The organism is Aquabacter albus, assembly GCF_040049275.1.
Lineage (GTDB): Bacteria > Pseudomonadota > Alphaproteobacteria > Rhizobiales > Xanthobacteraceae > Aquabacter.
In genome coordinates, this window is the sequence record NZ_JBDZDT010000009.1 from 215571 (window position 1) to 228232 (window position 12662).

11 protein-coding genes are annotated in these 12662 nt (G+C 66.2%); 7 read left to right on the top strand and 4 right to left on the bottom strand.

The window, feature by feature from the left end:
- Positions 1-35: 35 nt before the first annotated feature.
- The gene (locus tag ABLE91_RS23210) at positions 36-677 is read right to left on the bottom strand and encodes a TetR/AcrR family transcriptional regulator (protein WP_348934741.1); all 642 of its coding nucleotides are present in this window, start codon (positions 675-677) and stop codon (positions 36-38) included.
- Positions 678-866: 189 nt separating this feature from the next.
- On the opposite strand from ABLE91_RS23210, the gene ABLE91_RS23215 reads away from it, so the two are divergent.
- The 7 genes from ABLE91_RS23215 to ABLE91_RS23245 all read left to right on the top strand — a co-directional run bounded on the left by ABLE91_RS23215 (position 867) and on the right by ABLE91_RS23245 (position 9912).
- On the top strand, positions 867-1754 hold the full coding sequence (locus ABLE91_RS23215; RefSeq protein WP_348934743.1) for an ABC transporter ATP-binding protein: 888 nt from the start codon (positions 867-869) through the stop codon (positions 1752-1754).
- A 5-nt stretch (positions 1755-1759) separates the two neighbouring features.
- Positions 1760-3706, top strand: coding sequence for a long-chain fatty acid--CoA ligase (locus ABLE91_RS23220; RefSeq protein WP_348934746.1), 1947 nt, complete (start codon positions 1760-1762; stop codon positions 3704-3706).
- 409 nt (positions 3707-4115) lie between these two features.
- Positions 4116-5009, top strand: a complete 894-nt coding sequence (locus ABLE91_RS23225) for a branched-chain amino acid ABC transporter permease (protein ID WP_348934748.1) — start codon at positions 4116-4118, stop codon at positions 5007-5009.
- A 3-nt stretch (positions 5010-5012) separates the two neighbouring features.
- Entirely contained in the window at positions 5013-6083 is a 1071-nt protein-coding gene (locus ABLE91_RS23230; protein ID WP_348934750.1) for a branched-chain amino acid ABC transporter permease, read from the top strand.
- 66 nt (positions 6084-6149) lie between these two features.
- A complete protein-coding gene (locus ABLE91_RS23235) occupies positions 6150-7430 on the top strand; it encodes an ABC transporter substrate-binding protein (protein ID WP_348934751.1) in 1281 nt (426 codons plus the stop codon).
- Positions 7431-7571: 141 nt separating this feature from the next.
- Positions 7572-8423, top strand: a complete 852-nt coding sequence (locus ABLE91_RS23240) for an ABC transporter ATP-binding protein (protein ID WP_348934753.1) — start codon at positions 7572-7574, stop codon at positions 8421-8423.
- 241 nt (positions 8424-8664) lie between these two features.
- Positions 8665-9912 (top strand): phenylacetate--CoA ligase family protein, encoded by a 1248-nt coding sequence (locus tag ABLE91_RS23245; RefSeq protein ID WP_348934754.1) that lies wholly within the window; start codon positions 8665-8667, stop codon positions 9910-9912.
- Between the two features lie 208 nt (positions 9913-10120).
- Here the strand turns inward: ABLE91_RS23245 and ABLE91_RS23250 are convergent, their stop codons facing one another.
- The 3 genes from ABLE91_RS23250 to ABLE91_RS23260 form a co-directional block, all read right to left on the bottom strand.
- On the bottom strand, positions 10121-10720 hold the full coding sequence (locus ABLE91_RS23250; RefSeq protein ID WP_348934755.1) for a YceI family protein: 600 nt from the start codon (positions 10718-10720) through the stop codon (positions 10121-10123).
- Between the two features lie 70 nt (positions 10721-10790).
- Entirely contained in the window at positions 10791-12077 is a 1287-nt protein-coding gene (ispG, locus tag ABLE91_RS23255; RefSeq protein WP_348934756.1) for a flavodoxin-dependent (E)-4-hydroxy-3-methylbut-2-enyl-diphosphate synthase, read from the bottom strand.
- A gap of 71 nt (positions 12078-12148) precedes the next feature.
- Positions 12149-12646, bottom strand: coding sequence for a Fur family transcriptional regulator (locus ABLE91_RS23260; protein WP_348934758.1), 498 nt, complete (start codon positions 12644-12646; stop codon positions 12149-12151).
- Positions 12647-12662: the final 16 nt, after the last annotated feature.

Consider the following 12662-nt stretch of genomic DNA (forward strand, 5'->3'; position numbering starts at 1 on the left):
ACCGTACGTTTTTTTAAACGGAGCGCAAGAAGAAATCAGGCGCTCGCCCGGCGGCGCCCCACGGGCGCGGCTGCCTCCGCGGCATCCTGCTTGGCAACGCCGTCCACCACGAGGTCGGTATAGATGGCCACCAGCTCGTCCTGGCTGAGGCGCCCGTCGGGGCGATACCACATGCAGATGCCGGTGAGCATGGAGATGATGGCATAGGTGGAGACCTTCGGCTCCGGCACCTTGAACACCCCGTGCTTCGCCCCCTGGCGCAGCGCGTCCTCCAGCATGTGCTCGTAGCGGCGGCGCATCTCGATGGCGATGGCGCGGTGCGGCTCGTCCAGCGAGCGGATCTCCATATTGGCGATGAAGACATGGGCCTTGCGCGTCATGTGATAGCGCAGGTGGAAATCCACGAACGCCTTGAGCCGCTCCAGCGGGCCGTTCACATCGCTCATGGCCTCTTCGGCCTTGGAGATTAGGTCCTCCATATGGTCGCGGACGATGTCGAACAGCAGGCTCTGCTTGTTCTCGAAATATTTGTAGAGCGAGCCAGACTGCAGCCCCACCTCGGAGGCGAGCTGGCGCAGGCTCATGGCCTCGTAGCCGTGCTTGTAGATGAGCTGCACGCCTGCCTGGCGGATGGCCTTCGCCGTCCTTGCGCCGTTGGAACCGATTGTGCGCGCCATCTTTCCTGGACCTGGAGGATCGGCCTTGCCTGCCCTGAGCCTCGGGTGTTGGATGAGAGCCGCCCGTGGCGGGCGGCAGCCATACAGTGAGCGCGCCGCTCCCCCGACGCAAGCCGGGATAGGCCAAAAAGAGCCTTGACCCGAGGAAAAAAAGAACGTTCGATTGTTTCCATACCAAAGCCCGGCGACATGATCGGGCAAGATGCTTCCGTGACGGAAGTGAAAAGAGAGGGGGAGGCTGCCTCAGCGCTTCCCCTGCGAGGGAGAAAAGGCTTGGGCGACACGCTCCTTGACGTGCGCGATATCTCGCTGCGCTTCGGCGGCCTCAAGGCGCTGAGCGAAGTCGGCTTTTCCGTGAGCAAGGGGGAGCTGTTCTCCATCATCGGCCCGAACGGCGCCGGCAAGACCTCGCTGCTCAACTGCATCTCCGGCCGCTACTCGCCCCAGGAAGGCGCCATCGCCTTCGAGGGCCGCGACATCACGCGGCTGAAGCCCAACAAGCGCGCCGCCATCGGCATCGGCCGCACGTTCCAGAACCTCGCTCTGTTCGGCCATATGAGCGTGCTGGACAACATCATGGTGGGCCGCCACCACCTCTTGAAAAACAACCTCTTCACCGGCGCCCTCTACTGGGTCGGCGGCGCGCAGAAGGAAGAGCTGGAACACCGCCGCAAGGTGGAGGACGTCATCGACTTCCTCGACATCCAGCATGTGCGCAAGGCCACCGCCGGCACTCTTTCCTACGGCCTGCGCAAGCGGGTGGAGCTGGCCCGCGCCGTGGCGCTGGAGCCCAAGCTCATTCTCCTCGACGAGCCCATGGCGGGCATGAACCTCGAGGAGAAGGAGGACATGGCCCGCTACATCGTCGATCTCAATGAAGAGTGGGGCATGACCATCATCATGATCGAGCACGACATGGGCGTGGTCATGGACATTTCCCACCGCGTGATGGTGCTGGATTTCGGCCGCAAGATCGCGGAGGGCCTGCCCGAGACCATCCTCGCCAACCCCCATGTGAAGAAGGCCTATCTGGGCGAGGAAGACCCGGTGCTCGAAGCCGAAGCCCTCTCCGCGTGACCGCCATGAGCAGCCCCGCATCCCTCCCGGACCTCGCCGTCCACGACACCTTCCCCAAGCTCCTGGAGCTGCACGCCTCAGCGCACCCGGACGACATCTGGCTGCGCGAGAAGGACCTGGGCATCTGGAATTCCTACACCTGGAAGCAGGTGTCGGAGCGCGTGCGGCGCATGGCGCTGGGGCTGGAGGCCCTCGGGGTCAAGCGCGGCGACGTGGTGGCTCTGATCGGCGACAACCGGCCCGAATGGCTGATGGGCGAGATCGCCGCCCACGCGGCCGGCGCCATGAGCCTCGGCATCTATCGCGACGCGCTGGGCGACGAGGTGGCTTATCTCGTCACCCATTCCGACGTGGCGGTGATCCTCGCCGAGGACGAGGAGCAGGTGGACAAGCTGCTCCAGCTCGAGGACCGCATCCCGACCGTCCGCCACATCGTCTATGCCGACCCGCGCGGCCTGCGGAAGTATGACGACCCCCGCCTCGTCTCCCTCAAGGATCTGGAAGAGAAGGGCGCGGCGCGCCACGCCGCCGAGCCCGGCCATTACGCGGCCCTGGTGAAGGCGGGGAACGGGGAGGAGGTGGCGATCCTGTGCACCACCTCCGGCACCACGTCCAACCCCAAGCTCGCCATGCTGACCTCCGGCGCGCTGATCCGCCATTGCGGGGCGTACCTTGCCGCCGACATGCGCGGGCCGGAGGACGAATATGTCAGCGTGCTCCAGATGCCGTGGATCATGGAGCAGATCTACGCTTTCGGTCAGGCGCTCATCTCCCGCATGAAGGTGAACTTCGTGGAGGAGCCCGAGACCACCATGGCCGACATGCGCGAGATCGGCCCCTCCTTCGTGCTGTTCGCCCCGCGCGTGTGGGAGCAGATCGCGGCGGACGTGCGCGCCCGCATGATGGACGCCTCGGCGCTCAAGCGCGCCATGTTCGACATCGGCATGAAGCTGGGCCTGAAAGCCCTGGACGAGGGCCGGCGCTCCCCCCTCGCCGACTTCATCCTGTTCCGCGCTTTGCGCGACCGGCTTGGCTTCTCCCGGCTGAAGTCGGCGGCCACGGGCGGCGCGGCTTTGGGGCCGGACACATTCCGCTTCTTCCTGGCGCTGGGCGTGCCCATGCGCCAGCTCTACGGCCAGACCGAGCTGCTGGGCGCCTACACCATCCACACCGCCAGGGACGTGGACTTCGACACGGTCGGGGTTCCCATGGCGGGCGTGGAGCTGCGCATCGACGATCCCGACCCCAACGGGCTCGGCGAGATCGTCACGCGCCACCCCAACATCTTCACCGGCTATTACCGGAACGAGGAAGAGACCAAGAAGTCGGTGGGGGACGACGGCTGGATGAAGACCGGCGATGCCGGCTACCTCAACGCCAAGGGCCATCTCGTGGTCATTGACCGCGTGCGCGACATGGCCGCGACCGCGAGGGGCGACCGCTTCTCGCCCCAATACATCGAGAACAAGCTGAAATTCTCGCCTTATGTGGCCGAGGCTGTCATTCTCGGCGACGGGCGGGAGCATCTGGCCGCCATGATCTGCATCCGCTTCCCCATCGTGGCGAAATGGGCGGAGAAGAAGCGTATCGCCTTCACCACCTATACCGACCTCTCGGCCAAGCCCGAGGTGGTGGCGCTGCTGAAGCGCGAGGTGGAGGAGGTGAACAAGACGCTGGCGGAGAAGCAGCGCATCTCGAAATTCCTCCTCCTCTACAAGGAGCTGGACGCCGACGACGGCGAACTGACCCGCACCCGCAAGGTGCGCCGCGGCGTCATCAACGAACGCTATGGCGAGATCATCGACGCCATGTATCGCGGCGATCCCAAGATCGACGTGGACACCACCATCACCTTCCAGGACGGCACCAAGCAGCGCATCAAGACCGTGCTGAACGTGGTGGACCTGGATATCGCCCAGCCGGCCCCGGCGGCGAAGCGGAGGGCGGCGTGATGGCGGCGGCCTCCCTCCCGTGCGGCGCCACCCCCTCTCCCGCTTGCGGGGGAGGGCTGGGGAGGGGGCCTCGCGAAGCGAGATGGACCCGACCTCTCCACACTCCCAGCATTTCCCGGCTTCCAGCCGGCCCCCTCCCAACCCTCCCCCGCAAGCGGGAGAGGGCTTTTGGCGGCGGCGCACAGGGCAGTGCGATGGAAAGGCGCGAGATCAACGGCGGGCAACTCCCTCTCCCCGAGGGGGAGAGGGTCGGGGTGAGGGGGCACCGCCCTCTCAAGTTCTGGAACCCCGGAGCCCCCTCACCCGGCTGCTGCGCAGCCGACCTCTCCCCCTCGGAGAGAGGTGGAAACAACGTGCCACCTGTTCCCCCTCAAAGGGGCTTCGCGTCCGCCAACCGGGGAGCCGCCCGATGACCTTCCAGCTCCTCCTCCAGCTCGTCATCAACGGGCTCATCATCGGCACGCTCTACGGCGTGGTCGGCATGTGCTTCGTGCTGATCTACAAGGCCTCCCAGGTGGTGAACTTCGCCCAGGGCGAGTTCCTGCTCATCGGCGCGTGGACCTGCTGGTGGCTGCTCACCTATTGGCAGATCCCCTTCTTCTGGGGCTTCCTGTTCTCGCTGGCCTTCATGATGCTGTTCGGCCTCGCGCTCCAGATCCTGGTGCTGCGGCCCCTGATCGGCGAGCCGGTCATCTCGGTCATCATGGTGACCATCGGCCTCAGCATCTTCTTCCAGGCCCTGATGAAATGGATGTTCGGCACCTTCGCCCAGCCGTTCCCGCCGGTCTTCTCCGTGACCAAGGTGGATATCCTCGGGCTCCAGGTGCAGACGGCCTATCTGATGTCCACCGGCGTCTCCCTCGCCATCATGGCGGGCTTTGCCTGGTTCTTTAAATATTCCCGCATGGGCCTTGCCATGCGGGCCACCGCCTTCAACCAGCAGGTGGCCCAGTCGCTCGGCATCTCGGTGCGCCAGGTGTTCGCGCTCTCCTGGGGCATCTCGGCGGCGGTCTCGGCGGTCGCCGGCGTGGTGGTGGGCATCGTCAACGGCGTCTCCGCCGCCCTCTCCTTCTTCGGCATCAAGGTGTTCCCCGCCGTGATCCTGGGCGGGCTCGACAGCGTGCTCGGCGCCGTGGTGGGCGGGCTCATCATCGGCGTGCTGGAGAACGTGGCCCACTATTTCGACAGCCAGTTCCTCCACTGGGGCAACCTGTATGAAATCGTGCCCTTCTACGTCCTGATCATCATCCTGATGATCAGGCCCTACGGGCTGTTCGGCACCCGCGACATCGAGAGAGTGTGAGCCATGGCCGCCGAATCCATGCGCCCGTGCGGCGATTTCCGCACCACTTATCGGGCCGACCAGACCATCTTCGCGACGCGCCTGACGTTCGCCTTCCTCCTCGCGGGCATCGTGCTGCTGGCGCTCGCCCCGCTGTTCCTCAGCAGCTACCATCTCAGCCTGCTGATCCAGATGGGCTATCTCGGCATCGCCGCGCTGGGGCTCAACATCCTCGTCGGCTTTTCCGGCCAGATCTCCATCGGCCACGCGGTGTTCTTCGGCTTCGGTGGCTTCGCCTCGGTGTTCCTGGCAGAGCACGGCGTGCCGGTGCCCATCGCCATCGTGCTGGCGGGCCTCTGGACCACGGCGGTCGGCCTGCTGTTCGGCCTGCCGGCGACGCGGGTGAAGGGGCTGTACCTCGCCATCGCCACGCTGGCCGCGCAGTTCATCCTGCAGGACTTCTTCGTGCGCGCCGCCTGGTTCACCGGCGGCACCGCGGGGGCAGTGGCGGCGCCCTTCACCATTCTCGGCTTCGATATGTCGGGCGACCAGCGCTATTTCTACGTGGTGCTGGTGTTCGTCGTGGTGATGTATCTGTTCGCCGCCAACCTCATGCGCACCCGCGACGGGCGGGCTCTGATCGCCGTGCGCGACCATTATCTCTCCGCCGAGATGATGGGGGTGAACCTCGCCAAGTACCGCACCATGGCATTCGGCATCTCGTCCTTCTATGCCGGAATCGGCGGGGCGCTCTATGCCCACTATATCGGCTACATGTCGGTGGAGGGGCTCGACATCCTGTTCTCCATCCAGTTCCTCGCCATGATCATCATTGGCGGGCTCGGCTCCATCATGGGCTCCATGCTGGGCACCATCTTCATGGTGCTGCTGCCCGAGCTGACCGGCGCGCTGGCCAGCGCCCTCCAGGGCAGCGCCATCGACCAGATGCTGCACCTGAAGGACGGCATCACCTACATGCGCGAGATGCTGATCGGCGCCGTCATCATCCTGTTCCTGATGTTCGAGCCAGATGGGCTCGCCCATCGCTGGCGGCAGATCAAGGCCTATTGGAAGCTCTACCCCTTCTCGTACTGAAGGACCCGAAAAAGGCGGCCTAAGACCGCCGGATCAAGACGAAACGGAAACGCCAAGGAGAGATCGATGAAGAAGATCGCATTGTCCCTGGTCTCGGCCCTCGCCCTTGCGAGCGCGGCGCCGGCCATGGCCCAGACCATCAATATCGGCCACCTCGCCGACTATTCCGGCGGCACCTCGGATGTGGGCCAGCCCTACGGCCAGGGCGTGCAGGACACCATCGCCTGGATCAACAAGAACGGCGGGGTGAACGGCAAGCAGATCAATTCCGACTTCAACGAATACGGCTACCAGGTGCCGCGTGCGCTGGCCGCCTTCAAGAAGTGGATCGGCACCGACAAGGTGGTGGCCATCCAGGGCTGGGGCACCGCCGACACCGAGGCGCTGGTCGCCATGGTGACCAAGGAGGAGATCCCCTATTATTCCGGCTCCTATTCCGCCTCCCTCACCGACCCCAAGGGCCGGGTGAACGAGAGGAGCGAGCGCGCCGCCCCCTTCAACTTCTTCTACGGCCCGTCCTATTCCGACGCCGCCCGCGCCATGGTGCAGTGGGCCGCCGACGACTGGAAGGCCAAGGGCGGCCAGGGCAAACCCAAATGGGTCCATATGGGCGCCAACCACCCCTATCCGAACTCGCCTAAGGCCGCCGCCGAGGCCTATGCCAAGGAGCTGGGCTTCGACGTGCTCGACCCCGTCACCTTCGCCCTCACCCCCGGCGACTACACCGCCCAGTGCCTGACGTTGAAGCAGTCGGGCGCCAATTACGCCTATCTCGGCAACACGGCCGGCTCGAACATCTCGGTGCTCAAAGCCTGCGAGACCGCCGGCGTGAAGGTGCAGTTCCTGGGCAATGTGTGGGGCATGGGCGAGGAGGCCATGAAGGCCGCCGGCTCCGCCGCCAACGGCGTCGTCTTCCCGGTGCGCACCGCCGTCACCTGGAGCGGTTCCGCCCCCGGCATGACCACCTTCAAGGACATCTCCAAGATGTCAGACCCGAGCGGCAACGCCTATCGCTCGGTGCATTACATGGCCGCCGTCTGCACGGTCATGTACATGAAGGAAGCCGTGGACTGGGCCGACAAGAATGGTGGCGTGACCGGCGTGAAGATCCGCGACGGCATGTATCAGAAGGCCAATTGGGTGCCGAAGGGCACGGACGGGGTGTGCAATCCCTCCACCTGGACCGCCACCGACCACCGCCCCACCACCAAGGTCGACCTCTACCGCTCCGTGGTGAAGGGTCCCACCGACGCGCCGCTGGCGGATCTGGTGAAGAACGGCACCATCGCGCTGGAGAAGGTCGCCACCATCGACCTGCCCCGCAAGACCGAGCTGCAGGGCTGGTGAGGCGGAGGCTCAAGAAGGAGCCGTCATGCCCGGGCTTGTCCCGGGCATCCACGTCTCTCCCTTAAGCACCACCTAGCGGAGCCGCGTGGATGGCCGGGACAAGCCCGGCCATGACGGCTTAGAAGGCTTGAAGAGGTCGCCATGGCAGACGCCGCACTGAAGATCGAGCGCGAGGCCCCCCCGCTGGACGATGGCGCGGTCGCGCCCATGCTGTCGGTGAACAATATCGAGGTGGTCTATAACGACGTCATCCTGGTGCTGCGCGGCCTCTCGCTGAAGGTGCCGCAAGGCCAGATCGTGGCGCTGCTCGGCTCCAACGGCGCGGGCAAGTCCACGACGCTCAAGGCTATTTCCGGTCTGCTGAAGTCCGAGGACGGAGAGATCACCCGCGGCGACGTGACCTTTCTGGGCGAGCGGATCAACGGCATCGAGCCCGACAGGATCGTCCGGCGCGGCATCTTCCAGGTGATGGAAGGCCGCCGCATCATCGCCGACATGACCGTGCTGGAAAACCTGCGCCTCGGCGCCTTCACGCGCCGCGACAACGAGATCAAAAGCGACATTGAGCGCGTCTACGACTATTTCCCGCGCCTGAAGGAGCGCACGGGGCTCGCCGGCTATCTCTCCGGCGGCGAGCAGCAGATGCTGGCCATCGGCCGCGCCATGATGGCCCGCCCCAAGCTGATCCTCATGGACGAGCCCTCCATGGGCCTCTCGCCGCTCCTGGTGAAGGAGGTGTTCGGCATCATCAAGCAGCTCAACCGGGATCTGGGCGTCACCATTCTCCTGGTGGAGCAGAATGCGCGGGTGGCGCTCTCGGTGGCGGATACGGGCTACATCATGGAGCAGGGCAAGATCGTGCTGGACGGCACGGCGGCGCAGCTCACGTCCAATGAGGACGTGAAGGAATTCTATCTCGGCCAGGGCGGCGGAGAGGAGCGGAAGTCATTCAAGAATTTGAAGTCGTTCAAGCGCCGGAAGAGGTGGCTGTGAGGCGTTGCCGATCTGTCGCCGAACGCTGATCAAACAGAGCGAATGTCATCCCTGGGCTTGACCCGGGGATCCACGACCAACCGTTCGCGACGACCGGCGATGCTGTTCCAGGCCACGCCACGTAGATGCCCGGGTCAAGCCCGGGCATGACGGTTTCAGACAAGCGCGCCGGCAGCTCCCTCTCCCGCGTGCGGGGGAGGGTTGGGGAGGGGGCCGCGCAGCGGCAGAGGAGCGAGACACCATGACCGAAGCCAGCCGCCATTACGACGCCTGCGAAACCCGCGATCCGCAGGCCCGCGAAGCTGCGCTGATGGAGGCGCTGCCCGCCCAGATCGCCACCGCCAAGGCCCGCTCCGCCTATTTCGTGGAGCTCCTGAAGGACGTGGATGCGGACGCCGTCGACAGCCGCGCGGCCCTCGCCAAGCTCCCCGTCACGCGCAAGTCGGACCTTCTGACCATCCAGCCCAAAAGCCTGCCCTTCGGCGGGCTCAACGGCACGGCGCCGGGCCAGCTTGCGCGCATCTTCATGTCGCCCGGCCCCATCTATGATCCCGAAGGCCGCCGGCCGGACTATTGGCGCTTCGCCCGCGCCCTCTATGCCGCCGGCTTCCGCGCCGGCGAGATCGTCCACAATTGCTTTTCTTACCACCTCACCCCCGCCGGCTCGATGGTGGAATCCGGCGCCCATGCGCTGGGCTGCGCGGTGGTGCCGGCGGGCGTCGGCCAGACCGACCTGCAGTTGCGCGCCATCGCCGATATCCGCCCCAACGGCTATGGCGGCACGCCCTCCTTCCTGAAGATCCTCGTCGACAAGGCGCGGGAGGAAGGCGTCGACATCTCCTCGCTGAAGAAGGCGTTGGTCTCCGGCGAGGCGTTCCTGCCGGCCCAGCGGGCGGACCTGAAGGCGGCGGGCGTGATGGCCCGCCAATGCTACGGCACCGCCGATCTCGGCCTCGTCGCCTATGAGAGCGAGGCCGAGGACGGCCTCATCGCCGACGAGGACCTGATCATCGAAATCCTGCGTCCCGGCACGGGCGATCCCGTGGAAGCCGAGGGCGAGGTGGGCGAAGTGGTGGTGACGCTGCTGGAGTGCGATTATCCCCTCATCCGCTTCGCCACCGGCGATCTCTCCGCTGTCCTGCCCGGCATCAGCCCCTGCGGGCGCACCAATATGCGCCTGCGCGGCTGGCTCGGGCGCGCCGATCAGGTCACGAAGATCCGCGGCATGTTCGTGCATCCGGTGCAGGTGACGGCGGCGGTGAAGAAGCATCCGGCCATCGCCAAGGCCCGCCTCGTGGTGGACCATGACGGCACCTCCGACGACATGCTGCTGGAAGTGGAGGTGGCGGACGCCACCTTGCTCTCCCAGGACGCCCTGCTGGAGGATCTGCGCGCCTCCACCAAGCTGCGCGGCCGGCTCGTCCTGATCGCGCCGGGCACCCTGCCGGCGGATGCGAAGACCATTGAGGACCGGCGGAAGGTGGGGTGAGGCTTGTCCTGGACAAGAGAGCGCGCAGCGCGAACGCAGATCCGGGATCCAGCGCAAAACTTCGGCGAAGCCGGCAACCCGCGACCAGCGTAAAAAGCATCTCCGCCGCGTGGCAGCGGAGATGGGTTGAAGCGCCTTCGGCGATCCTTTGCGCTGGGTCCCGGATCTGCACTCCGCCTACGGCGTCGCTTGTCCAGGACAAAGGCACCTACTTCGCCTTGAACTCCGCCTCGATGCGCAGGGTCACCGCGTCCCCCAGCACCGGCAGATAGGTGGTCATGCCGAAATCGGAGCGCTTGATGACAGCCGTGGCGTCGAAGCCCACCGTATAGAGCTTGTCCATGGCGACGCCGGCCTGATTGAAGGTCACGTCCAGCGTCACCGGCTTGGTCACGCCGCGCAGGGTCAGGTCGCCGGTGATCTTCGCGGTGCGCCCCGCCGCCTTGATGCCGGTGGACTTGAACGTCGCCGTGGGGAATTTCGCCACGTCGAGGAAATCGGGCGCCTTCAGATGCTTGTCGAGGTCCGGATCAAGCGTGCCGACGCGCTCCACCGGGATCGTCACGTCCACCCGGCTCTTGGACGTGTCGTTCTCGTCCAGAACCAGCGTGCCGGTGACCGCCGGGAAGATGCCGCTATAGGTGGAATAGCCGAGATGGCTGATGCTCCAGGTCACCCGTGTGTGGCCGGGATCGGCGGCATAAGTGCCGGCGCGCACCTGGGTCGGGCTTGAGGAGACCTCCTGCGCCTGGAGCGGCGCGGCGAGGCAGAAAGCGGCGGCAAAAGCTGAAAGCAGTGCGATCTTCATAAACGGAACCTCTCCAAACTTGACGTTAGGAGAGGCCTTATTGCCCGTTTCATCGGGCGGGAGGAAGGCGCTACTCGGCCGCGTCCGCCGGAGCGCTGCTCGCGACGCCGTAGCGGCGGGCGACATAATCCTCAACCAGCGCGCGGAACTCTTGCTGGATGTTGGGGCCGCGCAGCGTTACCGCCTTCTTGCCGTCGATGAAGACGGGGGCGGAGGGGGTCTCGCCGGTGCCGGGCAGCGAGATGCCGATATCGGCGTGCTTGCTCTCGCCCGGCCCGTTCACGATGCAGCCCATGACCGCCACGTTGAGCGCCTCGACGCCGGGATAGGACTGCTTCCACACCGGCATGCGCTCGCGGATCATGTCCTGCACGCTCTGCGCCAGCTCCTGGAACACGGTGGAGGTGGTGCGCCCGCAGCCAGGGCAGGCGGCCACCAGCGGCACAAAGGTGCGCAGGCCCATGGTCTGCAGGATTTCCTGGGCCACCTGCACCTCGCGGGTGCGGTCGCCGTTCGGCTCCGGGGTCAGGGAGACGCGTATGGTGTCGCCGATGCCCGCCTGGAGCACCACGCCCATGGCGGCAGTGGAGGCGACGATGCCCTTCGAACCCATGCCCGCCTCGGTGAGGCCGAGATGGAGCGCATAGTCCGCGCGGCGGGAGAGTTCGGAATAGACCGCGATCAGGTCTTGCACCGCCGAGACCTTGGCGGAGAGGATGATGCGGTCGCGCCCGAGGCCGATCTCCTCGGCCAAAGCCGCCGAGAGGAGAGCCGAGCGCACCAGCGCCTCGCGCGTCACCGCCCGCGCTTCGGCAGGCTTGGGCAGCTTGGCATTCTCGTCCATGAGGCGGGTCAGCAATTCGCTGTCCAACGAGCCCCAGTTCGCGCCGATGCGCACGGGCTTGTCGTGCTTGATGGCGGTCTCGACGATGGCGGTGAACTGCCGGTCGCGCTTGTCGCCGAAGCCCACATTGCCGGGATTGATGCGGTATTTGTCCAGTGCCTCGGCGCAGGCCGGGTGATCGGCGAGCAGGGTGTGGCCGATATAATGGAAATCGCCCACCAGTGGGGCGTCGATGCCCATGCGCAGCAGCTTTTCCTTGATGTGCGGCACGGCGGCGGCGGCCTCGTCCCGGTCCACCGTGATGCGCACGATCTCCGAGCCGGCGCGGGCCAGCGCCGCCACCTGGCGCACCGTGCCCTCGATATCGGCCGTGTCGGTGTTGGTCATGGACTGGACCACCACGGGGGCGCCGCCGCCCACCATGACGCGGCCCACGGGCACGCCTACGGTCTGCTTGCGATAGGCGGGGCCGGCTTCCAGCAATTCATCGGGCACGACGCTGGCGATGGTCATGTCTCGCATCCTTCAGGGTCGGCGAAGGGGTAGGCCGGCAACGGTTCAACGTCAATCTGTGCTGCGCCGCGTCAGGGCAGATCGCGGCAATGTGCGCACAGGCCCGCCAGCTCCAGCACCCTCTGGCGCGGCTCGAAACCGGCGGCGCGGGCGGCCCAGGAGAGGTCGCGCCCCACCGCGTGGGACGCCACCTCCCGCGTTGCGCCGCAGCGCTCGCAGATGAGGAATAAAGCGACATCGCCCGCTTCATGGACATGGCCGCAGGCGAGGAAGGCGTTGCGGCTCTCGATGCGGTGGGCGAGCCCCTCCGACACGAGGAAATCCAGCACCCGGTAGACCGACATGGGCGGCGGCCGGTCCCCCTCCGGGCCGAGCCGCTCCACCAGCTCATAGGCGCCCAGCGGCACATGGCTCTCTGCCAGCACCTCCATGACGCGGCGGCGCAGGGGGGTGAGCCGCAGGCCCTTCTCGGCGCAAAGCTGCTCCACCCGCGCCAGGGCGCCGGCGACGCATTGGCCGTGGTCATGGTCGTGGGCGTGCGCCTGGGTGGGCTGCGGATGATCGTGCATGTTCCCTAATGTAGCG